At 51.2% G+C, this 23,304-nt stretch carries 22 protein-coding genes and 1 tRNA gene; 22 read left to right on the top strand and 1 reads right to left on the bottom strand.

Annotated features, from left to right (window positions below):
* The first annotated feature begins 545 nt into the window (after nt 1–545).
* From sdhC to ybgE, 12 genes are all read left to right on the top strand, one after another.
* Complete coding sequence (sdhC, locus tag GN208_RS09730; RefSeq protein ID WP_015422545.1) at nt 546–935, top strand: succinate dehydrogenase cytochrome b556 subunit; 390 nt, start codon at nt 546–548, stop codon at nt 933–935.
* Nucleotides 929–1,288 carry a succinate dehydrogenase, hydrophobic membrane anchor protein gene (gene sdhD, locus GN208_RS09725; RefSeq protein ID WP_004235642.1) on the top strand — a complete coding sequence of 120 codons (360 nt, stop codon included), beginning with the start codon at nt 929–931 and terminating at the stop codon, nt 1,286–1,288. The genes sdhC and sdhD overlap by 7 nt, the downstream gene beginning before the upstream one ends.
* A complete protein-coding gene (sdhA, locus tag GN208_RS09720) occupies nt 1,289–3,055 on the top strand; it encodes a succinate dehydrogenase flavoprotein subunit (RefSeq protein WP_004235643.1) in 1,767 nt (588 codons plus the stop codon).
* Nucleotides 3,056–3,089: 34 nt separating this feature from the next.
* Nucleotides 3,090–3,806 (top strand): succinate dehydrogenase iron-sulfur subunit, encoded by a 717-nt coding sequence (locus GN208_RS09715; protein ID WP_004235644.1) that lies wholly within the window; start codon nt 3,090–3,092, stop codon nt 3,804–3,806.
* Nucleotides 3,807–4,267: 461 nt separating this feature from the next.
* Nucleotides 4,268–7,072 (top strand): 2-oxoglutarate dehydrogenase E1 component, encoded by a 2,805-nt coding sequence (sucA, locus tag GN208_RS09710; RefSeq protein WP_004235645.1) that lies wholly within the window; start codon nt 4,268–4,270, stop codon nt 7,070–7,072.
* Between the two features lie 14 nt (nt 7,073–7,086).
* On the top strand, nt 7,087–8,298 hold the full coding sequence (odhB, locus tag GN208_RS09705; RefSeq protein WP_004235646.1) for a 2-oxoglutarate dehydrogenase complex dihydrolipoyllysine-residue succinyltransferase: 1,212 nt from the start codon (nt 7,087–7,089) through the stop codon (nt 8,296–8,298).
* Nucleotides 8,299–8,446: 148 nt separating this feature from the next.
* The gene (gene sucC / locus GN208_RS09700; protein ID WP_004235648.1) at nt 8,447–9,613 is read left to right on the top strand and encodes an ADP-forming succinate--CoA ligase subunit beta; all 1,167 of its coding nucleotides are present in this window, start codon (nt 8,447–8,449) and stop codon (nt 9,611–9,613) included.
* Nucleotides 9,613–10,485, top strand: coding sequence for a succinate--CoA ligase subunit alpha (gene sucD / locus GN208_RS09695; protein WP_004235649.1), 873 nt, complete (start codon nt 9,613–9,615; stop codon nt 10,483–10,485). Before sucC ends, sucD begins: the two co-directional genes overlap by 1 nt.
* Nucleotides 10,486–11,287: 802 nt before the next feature.
* Entirely contained in the window at nt 11,288–12,850 is a 1,563-nt protein-coding gene (cydA, locus tag GN208_RS09690; RefSeq protein WP_004235650.1) for a cytochrome ubiquinol oxidase subunit I, read from the top strand.
* 14 nt (nt 12,851–12,864) lie between these two features.
* Nucleotides 12,865–14,007 (top strand): cytochrome d ubiquinol oxidase subunit II, encoded by a 1,143-nt coding sequence (cydB, locus tag GN208_RS09685; protein WP_004235651.1) that lies wholly within the window; start codon nt 12,865–12,867, stop codon nt 14,005–14,007.
* Nucleotides 14,008–14,020: 13 nt separating this feature from the next.
* Nucleotides 14,021–14,128, top strand: coding sequence for a cytochrome bd-I oxidase subunit CydX (gene cydX / locus GN208_RS09680; RefSeq protein ID WP_004235652.1), 108 nt, complete (start codon nt 14,021–14,023; stop codon nt 14,126–14,128).
* 5 nt (nt 14,129–14,133) lie between these two features.
* Nucleotides 14,134–14,418: a cyd operon protein YbgE gene (ybgE, locus tag GN208_RS09675; RefSeq protein ID WP_015422547.1), complete on the top strand. Its 285-nt coding sequence runs from the start codon at nt 14,134–14,136 to the stop codon at nt 14,416–14,418.
* Nucleotides 14,419–14,486: 68 nt separating this feature from the next.
* Here ybgE and GN208_RS09670 read toward each other — a convergent pair whose 3' ends face one another.
* A complete protein-coding gene (locus tag GN208_RS09670; RefSeq protein WP_004235654.1) occupies nt 14,487–15,380 on the bottom strand; it encodes a LysR family transcriptional regulator in 894 nt (297 codons plus the stop codon).
* A gap of 91 nt (nt 15,381–15,471) precedes the next feature.
* Between GN208_RS09670 and GN208_RS09665 the strand changes: the two genes are divergently transcribed.
* From GN208_RS09665 to GN208_RS09620, 10 genes are all read left to right on the top strand, one after another.
* On the top strand, nt 15,472–16,842 hold the full coding sequence (locus GN208_RS09665) for an MFS transporter (protein ID WP_061057292.1): 1,371 nt from the start codon (nt 15,472–15,474) through the stop codon (nt 16,840–16,842).
* Nucleotides 16,835–17,242, top strand: coding sequence for a hypothetical protein (locus tag GN208_RS09660; protein ID WP_015422548.1), 408 nt, complete (start codon nt 16,835–16,837; stop codon nt 17,240–17,242). Before GN208_RS09665 ends, GN208_RS09660 begins: the two co-directional genes overlap by 8 nt.
* A 426-nt stretch (nt 17,243–17,668) precedes the next feature.
* Nucleotides 17,669–18,061 carry a tol-pal system-associated acyl-CoA thioesterase gene (gene ybgC, locus GN208_RS09655; protein WP_004241619.1) on the top strand — a complete coding sequence of 131 codons (393 nt, stop codon included), beginning with the start codon at nt 17,669–17,671 and terminating at the stop codon, nt 18,059–18,061.
* Complete coding sequence (gene tolQ / locus GN208_RS09650) at nt 18,058–18,744, top strand: Tol-Pal system protein TolQ (protein ID WP_004241620.1); 687 nt, start codon at nt 18,058–18,060, stop codon at nt 18,742–18,744. The genes ybgC and tolQ overlap by 4 nt, the downstream gene beginning before the upstream one ends.
* Nucleotides 18,745–18,758: 14 nt before the next feature.
* Nucleotides 18,759–19,184: a colicin uptake protein TolR gene (gene tolR, locus GN208_RS09645; RefSeq protein ID WP_004235659.1), complete on the top strand. Its 426-nt coding sequence runs from the start codon at nt 18,759–18,761 to the stop codon at nt 19,182–19,184.
* Nucleotides 19,185–19,230: 46 nt separating this feature from the next.
* Nucleotides 19,231–20,316, top strand: a complete 1,086-nt coding sequence (tolA, locus tag GN208_RS09640) for a cell envelope integrity protein TolA (RefSeq protein ID WP_004241621.1) — start codon at nt 19,231–19,233, stop codon at nt 20,314–20,316.
* Between the two features lie 127 nt (nt 20,317–20,443).
* Nucleotides 20,444–21,736: a Tol-Pal system beta propeller repeat protein TolB gene (gene tolB, locus GN208_RS09635; RefSeq protein ID WP_004235661.1), complete on the top strand. Its 1,293-nt coding sequence runs from the start codon at nt 20,444–20,446 to the stop codon at nt 21,734–21,736.
* Nucleotides 21,737–21,779: 43 nt separating this feature from the next.
* Nucleotides 21,780–22,274, top strand: a complete 495-nt coding sequence (pal, locus tag GN208_RS09630) for a peptidoglycan-associated lipoprotein Pal (protein WP_015422549.1) — start codon at nt 21,780–21,782, stop codon at nt 22,272–22,274.
* A 9-nt stretch (nt 22,275–22,283) separates the two neighbouring features.
* The gene (gene cpoB, locus GN208_RS09625) at nt 22,284–23,063 is read left to right on the top strand and encodes a cell division protein CpoB (protein ID WP_015422550.1); all 780 of its coding nucleotides are present in this window, start codon (nt 22,284–22,286) and stop codon (nt 23,061–23,063) included.
* Nucleotides 23,064–23,227: 164 nt separating this feature from the next.
* Nucleotides 23,228–23,303: transfer RNA gene (locus GN208_RS09620), tRNA-Lys, on the top strand.
* The last annotated feature ends 1 nt before the right edge of the window (nt 23,304 follow it).

Raw genomic sequence — 23,304 nt, 5'->3', positions numbered from 1 at the left:
GTGATAACCCCTGATGCGTTACCTGAATGGATACCGTACCTGGTGTTACGTTATCCGGTACGGTGCATGACGGGTTATCAGATTGTTAATGAAACTTTGTGTTGCGATAAAAGTTATGTTGTACAGCAAGATATTGTGCATTTTTTGCAAGTTACACTTTTGCATAAGTTTGCACTTACGGGAAGTCTTTCTTACCGGTAATTGCCGTTTTAATTTTTGTATTTAACCACATAATGTAATTCAAATGTTGTCAGAATGTCACAAGTCATAATAATGGGCGTTTTTATTGTGTGAACCGTGATCTTATTCACTGTTCTGGCTAAATCTGACCAAACATTTTGTATGGGAATTGTAATCATATTGTGAAGTCCATATACTGCCTCAAGGTCTCCGGAATTCCCTGAAGCAGGAGCACCCAGCGTAACTGAATCATTACTTTTGTAAAACAATACGGATGTTGATTTTACTTAAGGATTGTTCTTATTTCCCCAGCGCTGTCTGATTTCCGCCCGGGTCCGGAGGAAGGAAAAATAATAAAGAGCTGTGTGGGCAAAATTGTGAAAAAACAACGACCTGTCAATTTAGACTTGCAGACGATCCACTTTCCGATCCCTGCAATCGCTTCAATTTTACACCGTGTCTCAGGCGTCATTACCTTCATTGCTGTAGCGATTCTGCTGTGGTTATTAGGGTTGTCGCTGTCCTCGCCGGAAGGGTTTGCGCAGGCTGCTGATATCATGAGCGGTTTCTTCGCGAAGTTTATCCTCTGGGGCATCCTCACTGCATTGGCTTACCACATCTGTGGTGGCATTCGTCACATGTTAATGGATTTCGGATTTGTTGATGAAACGCTGGCTGCCGGTATTTCATCCGCGAAGATTTCCATGGTTCTGACTGTGATTTTAGCCGTGTTGGCGGGGGTTCTGGTATGGTGAAAAATTCAAAAATCAGTGCGACCACGCTCGGTCGTAACGGTATTCAGGATTGGTTAATTCTGCGTGCCAGCGCCATTGTGATTACACTTTATGTACTCTACCTCGTCGGTTTTGTGGCTTTTACCTCTGACATCACTTATGACGTCTGGTACAGCTTCTTTACCGCTTCATTCACTCAGGTGTTCACCACCCTGACACTGATCGCCATTCTCGCCCATGCCTGGGTCGGGTTATGGCAGGTACTGACGGATTACGTCAAGTGCCTGAGCCTGCGCCTGCTGCTGCAATTTATTATCATTATTGTGCTGGCAGCCTATGTCATTTACGGTTCAATCATTGTGTGGGGTGTCTAAATGAGCTTACCTGTCAGAGAGTTTGACGCAGTTGTTATCGGTGCAGGCGGCGCAGGTATGCGCGCGGCACTTCAGATTTCTCAGTCCGGCCTGTCCTGTGCCCTGTTATCCAAAGTGTTCCCGACCCGCTCTCATACAGTATCCGCCCAGGGCGGTATCACTGTGGCGCTGGGGAATACCCATCCGGATAACTGGGAATGGCACATGTACGACACCGTAAAAGGGTCGGATTACATCGGTGACCAGGATGCTATCGAATACATGTGTAAAACCGGCCCGGAAGCGGTGCTGGAACTGGAGCACATGGGGTTACCGTTCTCCCGTCTGGACGACGGCAGTATTTATCAGCGTCCGTTCGGCGGACAATCCAAAGATTTCGGGGGCGAGCAGGCTGCACGTACTGCCGCTGCGGCTGACCGTACCGGTCACGCACTGCTGCATACGCTGTATCAGCAGAACCTGAAAAATCACACCACGATTTTTTCCGAATGGTATGCCCTGGATCTGGTGAAAAACCAGGACGGCGCCATTATGGGCACCACCGCTATCTGTATCGAAACCGGTGAAGTGGTCTATTTCAAAGCCAAAGCCACGATTCTGGCGACCGGCGGTGCGGGGCGTATCTATCAGTCCACCACTAACGCCCATATCAACACCGGTGATGGTGTCGGTATGGCGGTGCGTGCCGGTATTCCACTGCAGGATATGGAAATGTGGCAGTTCCACCCGACCGGGATTGCCGGTGCCGGGGTACTGGTTACTGAAGGCTGCCGTGGTGAGGGCGGTTATCTGCTCAATAAAGACGGCGAACGCTTTATGGAGCGCTACGCACCGAACGCTAAAGATCTTGCCGGGCGTGACGTGGTTGCCCGTTCTATTATGATCGAAATCCGCGAAGGCCGTGGTTGTGACGGCCCGTGGGGACCACATGCCAAACTGAAACTCGACCATCTGGGCAAAGAAGTGCTGGAATCCCGTCTGCCGGGTATTCTGGAACTGTCCCGGACATTCGCCCACGTTGACCCTGTCAAAGAGCCGATTCCGGTTATCCCGACCTGCCACTATATGATGGGCGGCATCCCGACGAAAGTCACCGGTCAGGTTGTGACCATGAATGAGCAGGGTGAGGATGTGCTGGTTCCGGGTCTGTTTGCAGTCGGTGAAATTGCTTGTGTTTCTGTTCACGGTGCAAACCGCCTCGGTGGTAACTCACTGCTTGACCTGGTGGTCTTCGGCCGTTCAGCCGGTCTGCATCTGAAAGAATCCATTCTGGAGCAGGGCGCAATGCGTGATGCCGGTGAATCGGATATCGATGCGGCACTGGCGCGTCTGAACCGCTGGAATAACACCCGCAGCGGTGAGGATCCGGTTGCTATCCGCAAGGCCCTGCAATCCTGTATGCAGCACAACTTCTCGGTATTCCGTGAAGGGGATGCGATGGCCAAGGGACTGGAAGAGCTGAAAGCCATTAAAGAGCGTCTGCAGTATGCGCGTCTGGATGATACCTCATCAGAATTCAACACCCAGCGCATCGAGTGTCTGGAGCTGGATAACCTGATGGAAACGGCGTATTCCACTGCAATGGCCGCCAACTTCCGTACTGAAAGCCGTGGTGCGCACAGCCGTTTTGACTATCCGGATCGCGATGATGCGAACTGGCTGTGTCATTCCCTGTACCTGCCGCAATCTGAAACCATGACACGCCGTGCGGTGAACATGCAGCCTAAGCTGCGTGACCCATTCCCGCCGAAGATTCGTACTTACTGATGTGTGGTGATGAGGCATTTGCGGAGAGAATACTATGAAAGTTGAATTTTCAGTTTATCGCTATAACCCGGATGTGGATAACGCACCACACATGCAGAACTATCAGCTGGATGTGGAAGAAGGCCGGGACATGATGGTGCTGGATGCACTGATTCTGCTGAAAGAGCAGGATCCGAGCCTGTCATTCCGCCGCTCCTGTCGTGAAGGGGTGTGTGGTTCTGACGGTATCAATATGAACGGCAAAAACGGTCTGGCCTGTATCACTCCGTTGTCGGCGCTGATGAAAGGCGGTAAAAAAGTGGTGATCCGTCCGCTGCCGGGCTTACCGGTGGTGCGGGATCTGGTGGTGGATATGGGGCAGTTCTACGCGCAGTATGAAAAGATCCGCCCGTATCTGATCAACGACAACAAAAACCCGCCGGCGCGTGAGCATTTACAGTCACCGGCGCAGCGTGAAAAGCTCGATGGTCTGTACGAATGTATCCTGTGTGCCTGCTGCTCGACATCCTGCCCGTCCTTCTGGTGGAACCCGGACAAATTTATCGGCCCGGCCGGTTTATTAGCCGCGTACCGCTTCCTGACGGACAGCCGCGATACCGAGACAGAATCCCGTCTTGACGACATCAGTGATGCTTTCAGCGTATTCCGCTGTCACGGCATCATGAACTGCGTCAGTGTATGTCCGAAAGGGCTGAATCCGACAAAAGCAATTGGTCATATTAAATCAATGTTACTGAAACGCAGTGCATAATTGACTTTATTCTGCTTAAGCGATTGATAATAATAAGATGCCTGCCCGGCAGGCATCTTTTACCAACCCGTAACAATAGGCATAATCTATCGCAGTAAGTGTTAGAAGCGACAATAAATGTAGTTAATTGTGATTAAGATGTGAGTTTTTTGGTTCAAATGTAAGTATGGTTATAGACAGTACAGGGATCTTCAGCAACGGTTATTCCGTTGCTAAAGGTTCCTCAGGGATACACAGAACATAAGATGCACAAGCACCACCCAGGAATCCTTTACGCACCGCAATGTATCGCGGTATTAGTTATCACGGCGAAAACTAAACCCGGCCTCATTCAGGTTGCAGGGCAGCGGCAGACGGGGAATCCGCAGAACAGAGCCACTCTGTTTTCCGGACGGACACGCAGCCGGTAGACCGCAGCCGGGAAGACAACGGGGATGAAGCTCTAAGCTTAAGGGATCATAATGCAGAACGGCGCACTGAAGGACTGGCTGGATTCCAGCTTTCTGGCTGGAGAAAACCAGGCCTACATAGAAGATATCTATGAAGACTATCTGAACGATCCGTCCTCCGTCGATGGAAGTTGGCGGGAGATTTTCGACTCACTGCCGAAAGCGGACATCACAGAACAACCTCATTCACAGACGCGCGACTACTTCCGTCGTCTGGCCAAAGATTCGACCCGCTACCACACCTCCGTCAGCGATCCGGCGATGGATTCCAAGCAGGTCAAAGTCCTGCAGCTTATCAACGCATTCCGCTTCCGCGGTCATCAGAATGCCAACCTTGACCCGCTCGGCCTGTGGAAACAGGAACCGGTTCCGGATCTGGACCCGGCGTTCCACAATCTGACCAAAGCCGATTTTGATGAAACCTTTAACGTCGGTTCTTTTGCCATCGGCAGCGAAACCATGCGGCTGAGCGAGTTGTTTGATGCATTAAAACGCATTTACTGCGGCTCCATCGGCGCTGAGTATATGCATATCACCAATACCGAAGAGAAACGCTGGCTCCAGCAACGTCTGGAATCCGTTGACGTCAGTAAGCTGTTCAGTGCTGATGAAAAACGGCGTTTCCTGGCGGATCTGACCGCAGCCGAAGGGCTGGAGCGCTATCTCGGGGCGAAATTCCCGGGCGCAAAACGTTTCTCACTGGAAGGGGGCGATTCCCTCATTCCGATGCTGAAAGACCTGATCCGTCATGCCGGTAAGCAGGACACCCGCGAAGTGGTGCTGGGTATGGCACACCGCGGTCGTCTGAACGTTCTGGTTAACCTGTTCGGTAAAAAACCGGCGGATCTGTTTGATGAGTTTGCCGGTAAACACAAAGATCATCTGGGTACCGGTGATGTGAAATACCATCAGGGTTTCTCGTCTGACTTCGTGACAGAAGGGGCTCAGGTGCATCTGGCACTCGCCTTTAACCCGTCTCACCTTGAGATTGTCAGCCCGGTGGTCATCGGCTCTGTCCGCGCCCGCCGCGACCGTCTGCCGGAAAGTCTGAGCAAAATGGTTCTGCCGATCACCATTCACGGTGACTCAGCGGTAACCGGGCAGGGGATTGTTCAGGAAACGCTGAACATGTCACAGGCACGGGGCTATGAAGTGGGCGGGACTGTCCGCATTGTTATCAATAACCAGATTGGTTTCACCACCTCCAACCCGAAAGATACCCGGTCAACGGAATACTGTACTGACATCATGAAGATGGTACAGGCACCGATTTTCCACGTGAATGCTGATGATCCGGAAGCTGTGGCATTCGTGACCCGCCTGGCACTGGATTTCCGTAATACCTTTAACCGCGATGTGATGATCGACCTGGTCTGCTACCGCCGTCACGGCCATAACGAGGCGGATGAGCCGAGTGCAACCCAGCCGATGATGTACCAGAAAATCAAACAGCACCCGACACCGCGTAAAATCTACGGCGATAAACTGATTGCCGAAGGTGTGGTCGCTGCCGGTGATGTGACTGAAATGGTCAATATGTACCGTGATGCGATGGATCGCGGTGACTGTGTGGTGGAAGAGTGGCGTGAAATCGGTAAAGCAGCGCTTACCTGGGAACCGTACCTGAATCACAACTGGAACGACAGCTACGCCAATAAAGTGGAACTGAAACGCCTCGGTGATCTGGCGCGCCGTATCAGTACCGTGCCGGAAGAAGTGCATATGCACCCGCGTGTCGAAAAAATCTATACCGACCGTGCGGAAATGGCGGAAGGTAATAAACTGCTCGACTGGGGTGCGGCGGAGAATCTGGCTTACGCAACACTGGTGGATGAAGGTGTTCCGGTGCGTCTGTCCGGTGAGGATGCGGGACGCGGTACGTTCTTCCATCGTCACGCGGTTATTCATAACCAGAGCAACGGCTCCTGCTATGTGCCGCTGATGAATGTCCATAACGCCCAGGGACGCTTCAATGTATGGGACTCCGTCCTGTCTGAGGAAGCGGTACTGGCCTTTGAATACGGCTATGCAACCACTGACCCGCGCGGCCTGACTATCTGGGAAGCCCAGTTTGGTGACTTCGCCAACGTGGCACAGGTGGTGATTGACCAGTTCATCAGCTCCGGCGAACAGAAGTGGGGCCGGATGTGCGGACTGGTGATGTTACTGCCGCACGGCTACGAAGGCCAGGGGCCGGAGCACTCCAGCGCCCGTCTGGAACGCTACCTTCAGCTTTGCGCGGAACAGAACATGCAGGTCTGTGTCCCGTCAACCCCGGCACAGGTTTACCATATGCTGCGCCGTCAGGCACTGCGCGGTATGCGCCGTCCGCTGATTGTCATGTCACCGAAATCACTGCTGCGTCACCCGCTGGCGGTCTCTTCTCTGGAAGAACTGGCCGAAGGTCACTTTGAAGCGGTTATCGGTGAAGCAGATGATCTGAATCCGGCAGATGTGAAGCGCGTTGTGCTGTGTTCCGGTAAGGTTTACTACGATTTACTGGAGCAGCGCCGCAAGAATAATCAGACGGATGTGGCGATTATCCGTATTGAACAGCTCTATCCGTTCCCGCATGAAGATATACATGCGATTCTTGCACCATTCAGCCATGTGAAAGATTTTGTCTGGTGCCAGGAAGAGCCGCTCAACCAGGGCGCGTGGTACTGCTGCCAGCATAATTTCCGTGATGCGGTTCCGGCAGGTGCGGCACTGCGTTATGCGGGCCGTCCGGCATCCGCCTCTCCGGCCGTGGGTTATACGTCTGTTCACCAGCAGCAACAACAAGAGCTGGTTAATGATGCACTGAACGTTGAATAAATTAAGGAAAAGCAATGAGTAGCATAGAAATTCTGGTTCCTGATCTCCCCGAGTCTGTTGCCGATGCCACCGTGGCAACCTGGCACAAAAAACCGGGTGACAGCGTCGAACGTGATGAAGTGCTGGTGGAAATTGAAACAGACAAAGTCGTGCTGGAAGTTCCAGCCAGCGATTCCGGCGTTCTGGAAGCGGTGCTGGAAGAAGAAGGGGCAACCGTCCTCTCCAGACAACTGCTCGGACGCATCCGTCTGGGCGACAGCACCGGTCTGCCTGCGGAAATAAAAGAAAAAGTACAGTCCACACCGGCACAGCGTCAGAACGCTGGTCTGGATGAAGAAACCAATGACGCGGTAAGCCCTGCTGTGCGCCGCCTGCTCGCAGAGCATGGCCTGAAAGCGGCAGATATTACCGGCAGTGGTGTCGGTGGTCGTCTGACCCGTGAAGATGTTGAGAAATATCTGTCGCAGCAGCCGAAAGCACCTGCAAAAGCCGCCGCTGAGCCGGTTTCTCAGGCCGGTTTACCGCACCGCAGTGAAAAACGCGTGCCGATGACCCGTCTGCGCAAGCGTGTGGCAGAGCGTCTGCTGGAAGCGAAAAACAACACCGCAATGCTGACCACCTTTAACGAGGTAAGCATGAAGCCGGTGATGGATATGCGCAAACAGTACGGCGAATCCTTTGAAAAACGCCACGGTGTGCGCCTCGGTTTCATGTCTTTCTATGTGAAAGCGGTGGTTGAGGCACTGAAACGTTATCCGGAAGTGAACGCCTCTATCGACGGTACTGATGTGGTGTATCACAACTATTTTGATATCAGTATTGCGGTCTCCACGCCGCGCGGTCTGGTGACCCCGGTCCTGCGTGATGCGGATGCGCTGAGCATGGCTGAAATCGAAAAACGCATTAAAGAGCTGGCTGTCAAAGGTCAGGAAGGCAAACTGACAGTGGAAGACCTGACCGGCGGTAACTTTACCATTACCAACGGTGGGGTATTCGGCTCACTGATGTCCACACCGATCATTAACCCGCCGCAGAGTGCGATTCTGGGGATGCATGCTATCAAAGATCGTCCGATGGCGGTAAATGGTCAGGTGGTGATCCTGCCGATGATGTACCTGGCGCTCTCTTATGACCACCGTCTGATTGATGGACGTGAATCTGTCGGATTCCTCGTGACCATTAAAGAGATGTTAGAAGATCCGGCACGTTTACTGCTCGACGTGTAGTCAACCCTCATCCGGGCGGCATCGCGCTAAAACCGCCCGGCTGAACTCGCGACAGTGAATCTGTGTCCCTGCGCCGGGAAACCGGCGCTATCCAGGCAACAACAATAAGAGAGTCCGCTCTCATCAGACAAATTATGGATAGAACATCATGAATTTACACGAGTATCAGGCAAAACAACTCTTCACCCGGTATGGTTTACCTGCACCGGCAGGCTATGCCTGCTCCACACCCCGTGAAGCGGAAGAAGCTGCATCCAAAATCGGCAGCGGCCCGTGGGTCGTAAAATGCCAGGTTCATGCCGGGGGCCGCGGGAAAGCGGGCGGTGTGAAACTGGTTAAGAGCAAAGACGAAATTCGCGCGTTTGCCGAACAGTGGTTAGGCAAGCGTCTGGTAACCTATCAGACAGATGCACTGGGTCAGCCTGTGCATCAGGTGCTGGTGGAAGGCGCAACAGATATCGCCAAAGAGCTTTATCTGGGTGCCGTGGTGGATCGCGGTTCACGCCGTGTGGTCTTTATGGCCTCCACTGAAGGTGGTGTCGAAATTGAGAAAGTGGCACATGAAACACCGGAACTGATCCACAAAGCCGTGATTGACCCGCTGACCGGCCCGATGCCGTATCAGGGGCGCGAGCTGGCGTTTAAACTGGGCTTAACCGGTAAATTAGTCAGCCAGTTCACCAAAATCTTTATGGGACTGGCAACCATGTTCCTGGAGCGTGATCTGGCCATGGCGGAAATCAACCCGCTGGTGATCACCACTCAGGACGAGCTTATCTGCCTCGACGGCAAATTAGGCATTGACGGTAACGCACTGTACCGCCAGCCGGAACTGCGTGAAATGCATGATCCGTCACAGGAAGATGCCCGCGAAGCACAGGCTGCACAGTGGGAACTGAACTATGTGGCACTGGACGGCAATATCGGCTGTATGGTGAACGGTGCCGGTCTGGCAATGGGCACCATGGATATCGTCAAACTGCACGGCGGTGAGCCGGCAAACTTCCTGGATGTCGGCGGCGGCGCAACCAAAGAGCGTGTGACAGAAGCCTTTAAAATCATTCTGTCTGACGAAAACGTCAAAGCAGTCTTCGTCAATATCTTCGGCGGAATTGTCCGTTGTGACCTGATTGCGGACGGGATCATCGGCGCGGTTGAGGAAGTCGGTGTCAGTGTGCCGGTGGTTGTGCGCCTGGAAGGGAACAACGCGGAACTGGGTGCGGAAAAACTGGCGAAAAGTGGTCTGAATATTATTGCGGCAACCAGCCTGACGGATGCTGCGAAACGTGTTGTTGCAGCAGTGGGAGCGAAATAATGTCTATTTTAATCGATAAGAACACCAAAGTTATCTGTCAGGGATTCACAGGTAGCCAGGGGACTTTCCACTCTGAACAGGCAATTGCGTACGGCACTAAAATGGTCGGCGGTGTGACGCCGGGCAAAGGCGGTACAACACATTTAGGTTTACCGGTCTTTAACACCGTGCGTGACGCGGTGGAAGCCACCGGTGCGACCGCTTCTGTTATTTATGTTCCGGCACCGTTCTGCAAAGACTCGATTCTGGAAGCGATTGATGCAGGTATTAAGCTGATTATCACCATCACGGAAGGTATCCCGACTCTGGATATGCTGACCGTCAAGGTGAAGCTGGATGAAGCTGGTGTGCGGATGATCGGCCCGAACTGTCCGGGTGTTATCACTCCGGGTGAGTGCAAAATCGGGATTATGCCGGGACATATCCATCTGCCGGGCAAAGTGGGGATCGTTTCCCGTTCAGGTACGCTGACTTATGAAGCGGTGAAACAGACGACTGATGCCGGTCTGGGACAATCCACCTGTGTGGGGATCGGCGGTGACCCGATTCCGGGTTCTAACTTTATTGATATCCTGCGGATGTTCCAGAACGACCCGCAGACAGAAGCGATTGTTATGATCGGTGAAATCGGCGGCAGTGCGGAAGAAGAAGCGGCTGCCTTTATCAAAGACCACGTCACCAAACCTGTTGTGGCGTATATCGCGGGTGTGACCGCGCCGAAAGGCAAACGTATGGGTCATGCGGGGGCGATTATCGCAGGCGGGAAGGGGACAGCAGATGAGAAATTTGCCGCCCTTGAAGCCGCCGGTGTGAAGACGGTCCGCAGCCTGGCTGATATCGGTGATGCGGTAAAAGCGATTCTGAATAAATAATTCCTGCCATTATTATACAGCCGGAGCCGGTTCCATGCCGCTTCCGGCTGTTTTTTGATCTGAACACAATTCCGCCATTTCTGCCTGATTACGCGCTTTTACTCACTGCTTCCTGTTATTGCTGTTGTTTTAAGCAATTTTCTTAATTGTTCTGAAACGCCTGCTGTATCGTTTACACAGCAAAAAGTCTCAGGTATAAAAGAGCGTTTTTTATCATCTTGATTTATACTTAATTTTTGTGCCGAAAATGATTATTGTCGTGCGTTAATACAAACAGACAATAACAGTTTTAGTGATAATTTATTTATAATTGAATTATCCGGCTCATGAAATTAACCAGAATTACTGATGAAAATAAAAGGTTAATAAAAAGCGCATATATTATTGGTATTTTTCTGTCAGGTTGTATTTGTGTGTACATTACCGTAACAATAAAGTAACTCAATTACCATATATGCGATTTTAATTAACACGGAGAGGGAAAATTGACATAAATCAATCTATTGCACTGGCATTATTTCGGTGGTTTGTTTAAATTGTGGCAGATCAAAATAGCCGAAAATGACTACGCTGTGCATTATTTGATATATCCTCAGAATTCCAATCTGAATCACGCAAAAGCGGTTTATTGTGTGCAAATATAAGCGTACTATTATTAGGGTGTCTATTTAGGTGTTTTTTTGTTACTAATTTGTTATTGCATTTAGAGGCATTTATTGCTGGTAGTTATGTTGCTTTCTTTCTTCAGGAAAGCTTGGGTTGCCGCATGTCGGTGTCTTCCTGCTAGGAGCAAGGAGTCAAGATGTTTGATATTGTCGAACTGTCGCGATTACAGTTTGCCTTAACAGCGATGTACCACTTCTTATTTGTACCGCTAACATTAGGGATGTCCTTCATGTTAGCGATCATGGAAACGGTATACGTCCTGTCCGGTAAACAAATCTATAAAGATATGACGAAGTTCTGGGGCAAGTTATTTGGTATTAACTTCGCTCTGGGTGTTGCTACCGGTCTGACCATGGAGTTCCAGTTCGGGACAAACTGGTCATACTACTCTCACTATGTCGGTGATATCTTCGGTGCGCCTCTGGCAATCGAAGGTCTGATGGCATTCTTCCTCGAATCCACCTTCGTGGGTCTGTTCTTCTTCGGCTGGGATCGTCTCAGCAAGAAACAGCACCTGATGGTGACCTGGTTCGTTGCGCTCGGTTCCAACTTCTCTGCGCTGTGGATCCTGGTGGCAAACGGCTGGATGCAGAACCCGATTGCTGCTGACTTCAACTTTGAAACCATGCGTATGGAGATGCTGAGCTTCTCCGAACTGGTTCTCAACCCGGTTGCACAGGTTAAATTTGTGCACACAGTGGCTGCCGGCTACTGTACCGGTGCGATCTTCGTACTGTCTATCAGTGCGTGGTATCTGATGAAGGGCCGTGATCTTGCATTTGCAAAACGCTCTTTTGCGATTGCAGCAAGCTTTGGTATCGCCGCTGTGTTATCCGTTATCGTGCTGGGTGATGAATCCGGTTATGAAATGGGTGACGTGCAGAAAACCAAACTCGCCGCGATTGAAGGTGAATGGCATACTCAGCCTGCGCCTGCATCATTTAACGTGATTGCGTTCCCTAATCAGGAAAAAATGGAAAACAGTTTTGCGATTGAGATTCCGTACCTGATGGGCCTTATCACCACCCGTTCAATTGATACTCCGGTTCTCGGCCTGCGTGACCTGATGGTGCAGCACGAAGCCCGTATCCGTAACGGTATGGTGGCGTATGATCTGTTACAGCAGCTGCGTGGCGGTAATACCGACCCGGCAGTCCGTGATGCCTTTAATCAGAGCAAAAAAGACCTTGGTTACGGCTTACTGCTGAAACGCTATACCGATAACGTCGGTCAGGCAACTGAAGAGCAGATTCAGGCAGCAACCAAAGACTCCATTCCGCGTGTCGCACCGCTGTTCTGGGCATTCCGCCTGATGGTGGCTGCCGGTGGTCTGATGCTGATCGTTCTGGGTCTGTCATTCCTGAGTGTACTGCGCAATCGTATCGGCAAGTCCAAATGGCTGCTGCGTGCTGCATTCCTCAGCCTGCCGTTACCGTGGATTGGTGTTGAAGCAGGCTGGTTCGTTGCTGAATATGGCCGTCAGCCATGGGCAGTCGGTGAAGTGTTACCGACAGCATATGCAACGTCACATCTGGCAGCCGGAGACATTCTGTTCTCTATGGCGCTGATTTGCGGCCTGTATACCTTATTCCTGATTGCTGAAATGTTCCTGATGTTCAAATTTGCACGTCTTGGTCCAAGCAGCTTAAAAACCGGCCGTTATCATTTCGAAACGTCCCCGGCACAAGACGCTAAGTAAACAGGAGCCCACTTATGTTTGATTATGAAATATTACGGTTTGTATGGTGGATCCTGATTGGCGTACTGCTGATTGGCTTCACTGTAACTGATGGCTTTGATATGGGCGTGGGTGTTCTGCTGCGAGTTATCGGCAGAAATGATACTGAACGCCGTATCATGATTAACGCGATTGCACCGCACTGGGACGGTAACCAGGTATGGCTTATCACCGCGGGTGGTGCACTGTTCGCAGCATGGCCGATGGTCTATGCTGCAGCATTCTCCGGTTTCTATATCGCAATGATTCTGGTCCTGGCGGCATTATTCTTCCGTCCGGTCGGTTTTGACTATCGTTCAAAACTGGAATCACCAAAATGGCGCGGTATGTGGGACTGGGGTATCTTTATCGGCAGTTTCGTACCGTCATTAGTGATCGGTGTGGCATTCGGTAACCTGTTACAGGGTGTACCGGTTGAAGTTAACTCCCAGCTGCAGGTGTCTTATGCAGGGAGCTTCTTCGGTCTGCTGAACCCGTACGGTCTGTTAGCCGGTTTAATCAGCCTGATGATGATCGTGGCGCACGGTGCAACTTACCTGCAGATGCGTACCACCGGTGATCTGCATGTGCGTGTGCGTAAAGCCACCACTATCACTGCTCTGCTGACATTTGTTCTGTTCGCGGCAGCCGGTGCATGGCTGATGTGGGGCGGTATCGATGGTTTCCGTGTTGTCTCTGACATCGACCATTTCGGTGCGTCTAACCCGGTCAATAAAGAAGTGGTACAGGAAGCAGGCGCATGGATGGCAAACTTCAATGCCTATCCAATCCTGTGGATCCTGCCTGCTATTGGTCTGGCATCACCTCTGCTGGTCGTGATGTTCACTGCAATGGATAAAGGCGCGTGGGCATTCCTGTTCACCTCGCTGACTATTGCCGGTGTGATCCTGACCTGTGGTACAGCAATGTTCCCGTTCATTATGCCTTCAAGCATCGACCCGAACGTTAGTCTGACCATGTGGGATGCAACTTCCAGCCTGTTTACTCTCCAGGTGATGACGGTTGTTGCGATTATCTTTGTACCACTTGTTCTCCTGTACACCATCTGGTGTTACGTGAAGATGGCAGGGCGTATTGATAAGTCCTTCATCGAAGAGAACAAACATACATTGTACTAAGGAGCAGACGAATATGTGGTATTTTGCATGGATCCTCGGAACGCTCCTGGCCTGTAGTATTGCTGTTATTGCAGCACTGGCTATTGAGCACCACGAAGATAAAGCCGCTTCAGGCGAGTAAGACGGATGCTGGATAAGTCTTACCAACTACTGGATAAGGGTCCTTTACGGGCCCTTGTCCTGATAATGGCGTTGGGGCTGGCATTGAGTGTGATCTGGGATCCGTCGCGTTTTGCGGCAAACACCAGTTCATTACAGATCTGGCAGGGACTGCTGATGATCTGGGCGGTATGCAGCGGCGCAATTTTCGGTCTGGCATTCCGGCCGAAGCGCGCAATCTGGAAGATTCTGTTCCATCCGCTTCCGGCGGTGGTGATTCTGGGTTACGGCCTTTATCATTTTTTCAGCTGATATAAACGTTTATGACTAAAAAGCCGTTCATCTGAACGGCTTTTTTTCTTTTCTGTTTCCGCTCCGATTCACGGATAGCGCAGTAATGCGGCATTATCTGCAAAAAAGCGGGCAAAATAATCAATAAACACCCGGACCTTCTGCGGCAGATGTGCCGCGGGCGGAAAGACCATATTGATGCTCTGATCCGGTACCGGCTGACGGGTGAATACCGGAACCAGTTTTTCCTCTGTCAGTTGCTCTCTGATATACCAGACCGGCAGCAGACTGTAACCCTGATGTGCCAGTGTCATGGTGCGGATCGCCTGAATCGAATTAGAGATAAACACCCGGTTGTCCGGCGCGGGCAGATGCTGACGCCAGTTGATACGGGCGGTCAGGTTGCTGTTGGCGATAAAGGGCAGAGCGGCGGGATCACTGCTTTCTGTCACGCGGTGTTGCCGGATAAACGCCGGTGTTGCCACATAACAGACCGGAAAGTCAGCGAGTTTGCGGAACCGCAGACCGCTGTCACTCAGCGTTCCCAGCCGGAACACCACATCCAGTTTCAGGGCAATCAAGTCACTCAGACTGTGATCGACGCGATAATCTGCTCTGATCAGCGGATAGCGCTTTGTGAAAGCAGGCAACTGCGGCAGCAGAAATTGTCCGCCGAATTCTGCGGCGGCACTGAAACTCAGCGGTCCCTGTGGTTGTGCTGTCCCCGTTCTGACGGCATCCATCGCGCTGTCGAATTGTTGTAACAGTGGTTTGAATTGCTGATACAGCGCCTGTCCTGCTTCCGTCAGCGTAAACTGCCGTGTGGTCCGGTGCAGCAGTGTGGTGCTGAGTTCAGACTCCAGGGCTTTGATATGCAGGCTGACCACCGATTTGCTCAGATTCAGGCGTGCAGCAGCCCGGGTAAAGGAACCGGTATCCACAACATAAATAAAGGTATTGATCTTCTCAACGGCTGTCAGCATAAGATTGTTTCGTTTTTTAAAACAGTATTGTCTATTTTGATGCATAGACGGCTGCGGTCAACTGCTTTTACACTGCCGGCCGGAGGAAACCATGACTTATCGTTACCGTATCGCCCTGATTTTTTTACTGGGCTTTTTTATTGATTGTATCAATATCTTTATGTCGGCCATCACACTGCCTGCTATTGCAGAGGCCATGCAGGTGTCATCCCTGTCGGTGACCTGGGTGGCAAACAGCTATATTCTCGGACTGACACTGATTATCCCGCTCAGCCCCCGTCTGGCGGCCCGTTTCGGGATCCGCGAACTGATGACGGCCTCAATGCTGCTGTTTGCCGCAGCGGCAGTACTGGCAGGCAGTGCGGAATCCTTTACTTCACTGATTTTCTGGCGTTTTTTACAGGGTGTGGCAGGCGGATTACTGATCCCTGCCGGGCAGTCACTGACTTTTCAGTATTTTCAGGGGCGTGAGCGGAGCAAAATCTCCACCATTATTATGATGATCGCGCTGATAGCACCCGCGCTTTCCCCGATGGCCGGGGGGAGCATTGTTGACTTCGCCGGATGGCGGCCTGTCTTTTATGTCAATGCGCCGGTGGCACTCTTTACGGCACTGCTGGCCTGGTGCTGGATCCGTGAACCGAAAACCACTGCCGGAGAAGCACCGGATCTCAAAGGGCTGCTTCTGGTCAGCCTGACGCTGGCATCCCTGCTGATTGCCCTCTCATTGTACGGGGAATACCACAATATCACCGGCGCACTGGCGCTGGGCGGGCTGATGCTGTTCAGTGCCGGGCTTTATTACCGCCATTACCGGCAGACTCCGCAGGCGATTATTGATTTATCGCTGCTGAAAAATACACGGCTGTGGCTCTCGGTTGCGGTGTATTACGCGGTACCGGGCGTATTCACCGGGGCGAACATCCTCGCTATCTTTTATCTGACCACGGTTCTCGGCCTGAGTACTGCCGTCACCGGTGCGTTTATGTTGTTGTATGCGGCGGGGGCGATGGTAGCTATGCTGATCAGCGGCGCGGTGTATAACCGGACCGGTGCCGGGCGCCTGTTTATTATCAGTCTGCTGCTGCACAGCGGTGGTATCGCACTGTTTGCCCTGACAGACAGCCACACACCGTTATATTTCATCGGCCTGATTTATCTGCTGACCGGCACCGGCGGCATCGCCGCAAACTGTGCACAAACCACCGCACTGTATGATTTTCACGGGACACAGCTGAACAAAGCCAGCGTGATCTGGAATATTAACCGCCAGGTGGTGTTCAGCATTGGTACTGCCGTCATGATGACGCTGTATCAGACCCTGAATGCGGTTGCCCCGGGACAGGCATTTGCCCTGACATTTCTGGGAGGCGCACTGGCCGGGCTTATCCCGCTGATTTTCCTGGTCCGCCCGCAGTTCCGTACTTCATTAAAACCCGCAGAGGAGATTATTCGTGAGTAATACCATATTTCAGCAGGCGTGTGACGAAATCCATCATGTCCATGACCTGATTTTTAAAACATTTACTGTCCCGGGCGCAGAAGGGCAGGCGGCACTGTCTGAATTGCTGACCCATTTCACTCCTGAGTTTTCCATGACCGGTATCAGCGGGGCAGTGATTGATCTCGCGGCGGTGACGGCGATGTTTACCCGTATACAGGGTCAGAGACAGGGAGCACCGATTGAAACGGCGGAGTATCAGTGCGTCAGCCTGACAGAAAACACCATATCCGTGCGCTATCAGGAGACACAGCACTTTGCCGGAAGCACCACAGCACGGCGCTCGCTGGTGATTCTCCGCCGGGAGGAGAACGGGAAATGGCGGTGGCATTATTTACACGAAACACCGCTGTCTGCCTGAAATAGCGCCGGTGGCGTTTTCAGCCGGTAAATGCGGACGGAAATCCTGTTTTTATAAGATAAAAATAAGGTGATTTAATTTATGTAATTACAATAAGTTAGATTACGCGGTAAATAAATCGGTAGCACAAAAATCCGGATAATTCCGGATTTTTGCGTATTCATGGGGAAAAATGTCTTTTAATAAGTGTTTAATGATAGCTTTCAGAGCAAAAAATAACGCCCCTAAGGTGTTGTAATACGTAACAAAATATTTTTTCATCTCAACCCTTCCGGGGGCTTGCGTGTTGGATAAAGGCGAGTATGATTAGCGCGCGGACAAACGGGCTTTTCTTATCTTTACGAACTAAGCATTTTCAATACGTTTGCTCTTCACGTATAGTTTGCAAAGCATGTTGTCTGATAAAGGTAAGTTGCGGGATATTCAATGTTCAGTTGGCCAATACGGGTTTATTACGAAGATACCGATGCTGGTGGTGTGGTATACCACGGGCAGTATCTTGCATTTTTCGAGCGCGCCAGAACCGAAATGTTACGGGAACGGGGCTTTCATCAGCAGCGTCTGCTGGAAGAGCAGCTCGGCTTTGTGGTCCGCAAATTAACTATCGATTACCACCATCCGGCAAGGTTAGACGATCTGTTAGAGGTACGCAGTGAGATCACCGACATCCGTCGTGCGTCTCTGACATTTACGCAGACACTTATGCATAAAAACGGAACTCTTTTATGTCGCGCAGAGGTACTGGTCGCCTGCGTGAATATTTCTTTAATGAAGCCGGTAGCGCTTCCTGAGTCTATTGTCGCGGAGTTTAAGCAGTGACTGACATGAATATCTGGGATTTATTCCTGAAAGCAAGTTACCTCGTGCAATTTATCATGCTGGTATTGCTGGGCTTTTCTGTTGCCTCGTGGGCCATTATTATTCAGCGCACCAAAGTCCTGAATGCGGCCACCCGTGAAGCAGAAGCGTTTGAAGACAAATTCTGGTCAGGAATCGAACTGTCCCGTCTGTATAAAGAAAGCCAGGCCCGCCGTGATGAACTGAGCGGTACTGAGCAGATCTTCTACTCCGGCTTTAAAGAATTTGCCCGCCTGCATCAGGCGAATGTGCACTCTCCGCAGGCGGTGGAAACCGGTGCGGCGCGTGCAATGCGCATCTCCATGAACCGTGAGATGGAAAATCTGGAAAACCACATCCCGTTCCTTGGTACTGTCGGTTCTATCAGCCCGTATATCGGTCTGTTCGGTACAGTATGGGGGATCATGCACGCCTTTATCGCACTGGGTGCGGTAAAACAGGCAACATTACAGATGGTGGCACCGGGTATTGCGGAAGCACTGATTGCAACAGCAATCGGTCTGTTTGCGGCAATTCCTGCGGTTATGGCATACAACCGTCTTAATCAGCGCGTGAATAAATTAGAACAGAATTACGACAACTTCAGCGAAGAATTTCTGGCGATTTTACACCGTCAGGCCTTTGCTACTGCTGATAAGAAATAAGGCAGGAGATTATCATGGCACGTCATCGCGGACGCCGGCGGGAGCTGAAATCCGAAATTAACATTGTTCCTTTACTGGACGTGTTACTCGTGTTGCTGCTGATCTTCATGGCAACAGCGCCGATCATCAGTCAGAGTGTGGAAGTGGATCTGCCGGATGCCTCCGATTCACAATCCGTTTCCACCAATGATAATCCGCCGGTGATTCTGGAAGTCTCCGGTGTCGGCCGCTACACCCTGGTCGTGAAGCAGGATCGTCTGGAACTGTTACCGGAAGAGCAGATCATTGCTGCGGCAAAACAGTATCTGGCTGAAGATCCGAAGACTATTTTCCTGGTCGGCGGTGCCAAAGATGTGCCTTACGAAGAGATTATTAATGGCCTGAATATTCTGAAACAGGCCGGAGTGAAATCTGTGGGCCTGATGACGAAGCCGATGTAAGGTTTGTTATGCAGATGTTTTCACTCAGAAGGTTAGGGAATTAAGCGTGGGAAAGCTGAAAGAGCGTAAAGATAAATTAAATCGTTCTGTCATCACCTCTGTGGTGTTGCATCTTTTGCTGATTGCGCTTGTGATCTGGGGATCCTTTGTAACCAAATCAGGGCTGACCGGCGGCGGTGAGGGCGGTCAGGTGATCGACGCCATTATGGTTGATCCGAACGCCATGGTTGAAAATTTTAACCAGCAGCAACAGCAGCAGGCCAACGCAAAACAGGCTCAGGCGCAGCGCGAGAAAAAGGCGAAGCAGCAGGAAGAAGAATTACGTCAGAAAGAACTGCGTGAGCAGGAGCGCTTAAAAGCAATTGAAGAAGAGCGCCTGAAGACCGAACAACAAGTTGAAGACCAGAAAAAACAGGCTGAAGAGCAGCAAAAACAAGCTCAGGAAGCCGTGAAGAAAGCCAAAGAAGAGCAAAAGCTGGCGGAAGAAGCCGCTGCCAAAGCTCAGGCTGAAAAAGAAAAAGTGATTAAAGAGCAGGCACTGGCGAAGAAACAGGCTGACGAAAAAGCTGCCGCACAGAAAGCCGCTGAAGAAGAAAAAGCCAAAGCCGAAAAAGCGGCTCAGGAAAAAGCAGCCAAGGCCGAAGCCGCTAAAGCGGAAGCTGCCAAAGCAGAAGCCGCAAAAGCTGAAAAAGCCGCCAAAGACAAAGCAGCTAAAGAGAAAGCCGCCAAAGCCGCAGCGAAAAAACAGGCCAGTGAAGTCGATGACCTCCTCGGCGGACTGGCGTCCAACGCTCCGGGTACAGAAAGCGGCGGTGCATCCGCAGCCGGTCAGGGCGGTGGTAAGAAGAGCGGAACAAACTCGGATGGCGATATGAACGGTTATATCGCACAGGTCCGGTTAGCGATTCAGGCGAAGTTCTATAATGCGGATATGTACCGCGGTAAAACCTGTACGCTGGAAATTAATATCACTGATAAAGGTACGCTTATCAGTGTGAATGCGGTCGGTGGTGATGACGGTTTATGTCAGGCCGCACTCGCGGCGGCCAAACAGGCTCGTATTCCTGCGCCGCCGAGCAAATCGGTCTGGCAGCAGTTTAAGAATACCAAACTGGACTTTAAGCCGGAATAAGCTGTAATACAGCGTGACGAACCAGATATATCCGGGTATTAGTTTTTACTGTGGTATCTGGTTTTGGTTATGAACGTTTGTTAAAATACGGGTTTGATGCGGGCATTGGCGCAACGAGGGAGAGAGAATGAAGCAGGCAGTTAAATACATGCTCGGTTTTCTGATGCTGTGGGCGGCAGTTGCTCAGGCTGAAGTTCGTATCGAGATTACTCAGGGTGTTGATTCAGCACGTCCTATCGGCATTGTACCTTTCCAGGTCGCCGGCGGCGGCGCTGTACCGGAAGAAGTCGGCGCTATCATTGCTGCTGACCTGCGTAACAGCGGGAAATTTAACCCGATCGACCCTAACCGTATGCCGCAGTTACCGGGTACCGCGTCTGAAGTGGTTCCTGAGTCCTGGACGGCGTTAGGCATTGATGCTGTTGTTGTCGGCCAGGTTCAGCCGGGTGCTGACGGCAACTATCTGGTGAGCTACCAACTGGTGGATACCTCCGGTTCCCCGGGCAGCGTGCTTGCACAGAACCAGTTTAAAGTCACCAAACAGTGGCTGCGTTATGCGGCACACACTGCCAGTGATGAAGTATTTGAGAAATTAACCGGTATTCGTGGTGCATTCCGTACTCGGATCGCTTATGTGGTGGTTAAAAACAGCGGTGACTATCGTCACGAGCTGCGCGTGTCTGATTATGACGGCTACAACCAGTTCACCGTTCACCGTTCACCTGAGCCGCTGATGTCACCGGCATGGTCACCGGATGGCGAGAAACTGGCGTATGTTACCTTTGAGAGCGGAAGTTCAGCCCTGGTTATTCAGAATCTGTCCAGCGGACAGGTGCGTCAGGTTGCTTCATTCCCGCGTCACAACGGTGCACCGGCATTTTCACCGGACGGAACCAAACTGGCATTTGCGTTATCAAAAACCGGTAGTCTGAATCTGTATGTGATGGATCTCGGCTCAGGCCAGATGCGTCAGGTAACAGATGGTCGCAGTAATAACACCGAACCTTCATGGTTCCCGGACAGCCAGACGTTAGCGTTCACGTCTGACCAGGCTGGTCGTCCGCAGATCTATAAGGTTGGTATTAATGGCGGTGCGCCTGAGCGCCTGACGTGGGATGGGACTCAGAACCAGAATGGTGACGTCAGTGCTGACGGCAGTTTCCTGGTAATGGTCAGTTCAGGCGGCGGGAAACAGCATATCGCCAAACAAGATCTAGTAGCGAACAATTTCCAGATTTTAACGGATACGTTCCTAGATGAAACGCCAAGTATCGCACCTAACGGCACTATGGTTATTTATAGCTCCTCACAAGGTATGGGAACTATATTGCAGCTGGTTTCGACCGACGGGCGTTTCAAAGCGCGTCTTCCGGCGACTGACGGACAGGTAAAATTCCCTGCCTGGTCGCCGTATCTGTGATGCATTAAAAATATGTATGGCAAATTATAAAAGGATCAAAGAGATGCAACTTAACAAAGTGCTTAAAGGGCTGATGTTAGCTTTACCTGTTCTGGCTGTTGCTGCATGTAGTTCTAACAAAAACGACCAGGCGGATGCGGGCACTGTCGACAATGGCGCAAACACTGGTATGTCTGCGGAAGAACTGGCACGCCAGCAGCTGCAGGAACTTCAGAACAACAATATCGTATACTTCGGTTTCGACAAATACGATATCTCTCCTGAATTCCAGCAAATGCTGGATGCACACGCTGCATTCCTGCGCAACAACCCTTCTTACAAAGTAACTGTAGAAGGTCATGCTGACGAACGTGGTACTCCTGAGTACAACATCGCACTGGGCGAGCGTCGTGCTAACGCAGCGAAAATGTACCTGCAGGGTAAAGGCGTTAACGGCGAACAAATCTCTATCGTTTCTTACGGTAAAGAGAAGCCGGCAGTTCTGGGTCACACCGAAGCTGACTATGCTAAAAACCGTCGTGCTGTAATCGTATACTAAGAGATATACATGAAAAGTAACTTCAGACGCCTGATGGTGAGTCTGTCGTTATTGATAGGTGTAGCGGCCCCCTGGGCCGCTATTGCTCAGGCACCCATCATCAATATCGGCTCAGGCTCCACTGATGACCGCCTCACGCAGCTCGAGCGTATTTCTAACGCTCATGGTCAGCTATTAACCCAACTTCAGCAACAAGTCATGGACAACCAGCGCGATATCGACATGCTGCGCGGGCAAATCCAGGAAAGTCAGTACCAGCTGAATCAGTTAACAGAACGCCAACGCGAACTTTTCTCACAGGTGGATTCCCTCACCGGTGGCGGCAGTGCATCAACAGATAATACATCCGCGGCATCCGGTAATACGGACTCTGCGGGTACTGCCGCAACCTCAGCTCCTGCTGCTGCAAGTAAGGGCAATGAGAAAGATGACTATAACGCCGCGGTAAACATGGCGATGAACACCAAAGATTATGATGGTGCAATCAGCGCATTTCAGAGTTTTATCCAAAGCTATCCGAAATCCGGTTATCTTCCTAATGCCAATTACTGGTTAGGGCAGATGAACTACAACAAAGGCAAAAAAGATGACGCCGCGGCGTATTTTGCTTCTGTGGTAAAGAACTGGCCGAAATCCCAGAAAGCAGGGGAGTCCTTCTATAAAGTCGGGCTGATCATGCAGGAGAAAGGGGATAAAGCGAAAGCGAAAGCGATTTATCAGCAGGTTGTCGCAAAATATCCGGGCTCTTCCGGTGCGAAACTGGCTGAGAAAAAACTGGCTGGTTTATAACCGCCGGTTTATTTTTTTGCTCAGAGTATAGCCCCGACCGGAGAGTTTTTTGCTCAACCGGGGCTAAGTGAGTGAATTATAAGCGTTTGAATAAGTTAATTTGAAAAAATCGTTGCACCGGCCGGATAAATCAGTATTATATCGTGCCGTTGGCAAGAGAGTACGGGTCGTTAGCTCAGTTGGTAGAGCAGTTGACTTTTAATCAATTGGTCACAGGTTCGAATCCTGTACGACCCACCAT

It is taken from the genome of Morganella sp. HSTU-ASny43, assembly GCF_022819185.1.
GTDB classification, from domain to species: Bacteria; Pseudomonadota; Gammaproteobacteria; order Enterobacterales; family Enterobacteriaceae; genus Morganella; species Morganella morganii.
Note: the sequence above shows the minus strand (reverse complement) of the source record. Positions and strands in the feature narration are given on the sequence as shown.

Coding starts and splice junctions, on each gene's coding strand:
- sdhD (WP_004235642.1), top strand. CDS start 929: ATGGTGAAAAATTCAAAAATCAGTGCGACCACGCTCGGTCGTAACGGT.
- sdhA (WP_004235643.1), top strand. CDS start 1,289: ATGAGCTTACCTGTCAGAGAGTTTGACGCAGTTGTTATCGGTGCAGGC.
- GN208_RS09715 (WP_004235644.1), top strand. CDS start 3,090: ATGAAAGTTGAATTTTCAGTTTATCGCTATAACCCGGATGTGGATAAC.
- sucA (WP_004235645.1), top strand. CDS start 4,268: ATGCAGAACGGCGCACTGAAGGACTGGCTGGATTCCAGCTTTCTGGCT.
- odhB (WP_004235646.1), top strand. CDS start 7,087: ATGAGTAGCATAGAAATTCTGGTTCCTGATCTCCCCGAGTCTGTTGCC.
- sucC (WP_004235648.1), top strand. CDS start 8,447: ATGAATTTACACGAGTATCAGGCAAAACAACTCTTCACCCGGTATGGT.
- sucD (WP_004235649.1), top strand. CDS start 9,613: ATGTCTATTTTAATCGATAAGAACACCAAAGTTATCTGTCAGGGATTC.
- cydA (WP_004235650.1), top strand. CDS start 11,288: ATGTTTGATATTGTCGAACTGTCGCGATTACAGTTTGCCTTAACAGCG.
- cydB (WP_004235651.1), top strand. CDS start 12,865: ATGTTTGATTATGAAATATTACGGTTTGTATGGTGGATCCTGATTGGC.
- cydX (WP_004235652.1), top strand. CDS start 14,021: ATGTGGTATTTTGCATGGATCCTCGGAACGCTCCTGGCCTGTAGTATT.
- ybgE (WP_015422547.1), top strand. CDS start 14,134: ATGCTGGATAAGTCTTACCAACTACTGGATAAGGGTCCTTTACGGGCC.
- GN208_RS09670 (WP_004235654.1), bottom strand. CDS start 15,380: ATGCTGACAGCCGTTGAGAAGATCAATACCTTTATTTATGTTGTGGAT.
- GN208_RS09665 (WP_061057292.1), top strand. CDS start 15,472: ATGACTTATCGTTACCGTATCGCCCTGATTTTTTTACTGGGCTTTTTT.
- ybgC (WP_004241619.1), top strand. CDS start 17,669: ATGTTCAGTTGGCCAATACGGGTTTATTACGAAGATACCGATGCTGGT.
- tolR (WP_004235659.1), top strand. CDS start 18,759: ATGGCACGTCATCGCGGACGCCGGCGGGAGCTGAAATCCGAAATTAAC.
- tolB (WP_004235661.1), top strand. CDS start 20,444: ATGAAGCAGGCAGTTAAATACATGCTCGGTTTTCTGATGCTGTGGGCG.
- pal (WP_015422549.1), top strand. CDS start 21,780: ATGCAACTTAACAAAGTGCTTAAAGGGCTGATGTTAGCTTTACCTGTT.
- cpoB (WP_015422550.1), top strand. CDS start 22,284: ATGAAAAGTAACTTCAGACGCCTGATGGTGAGTCTGTCGTTATTGATA.